1 protein-coding gene is annotated in these 254 nt (G+C 65.0%); it reads left to right on the forward strand.

The annotated features are described in order from the left end of the window. Nucleotides 1–254 (forward strand): phytanoyl-CoA dioxygenase family protein (locus tag ACYPYD_RS28035; RefSeq protein ID WP_459665755.1); only part of this gene is annotated, 254 nt, incomplete at both ends.

Genomic DNA, 254 nt, shown 5'->3' on the forward strand with positions numbered 1-254 from the left:
AAGCCGGGGTTCAAGGGCCGCGAGTTCTACTGGCACTCCGACTTCGAGACCTGGCACGCCGAGGATGGCATGCCGCGCATGCGCGCGCTGTCGATGTCGGTGCTGCTGGCGGAAAACACGCCCAACAACGGTCCGCTGATGGTGATCCCCGGATCGCAGCACGTCTTCATCGCCTGCGTGGGCGAGACGCCGGACGATCACTACAAGGCGTCGTTGCGCAAGCAGGAATACGGCGTGCCCGACGAGGACACGCT

Source organism: Novosphingobium sp. 11B (genome assembly GCF_054589055.1).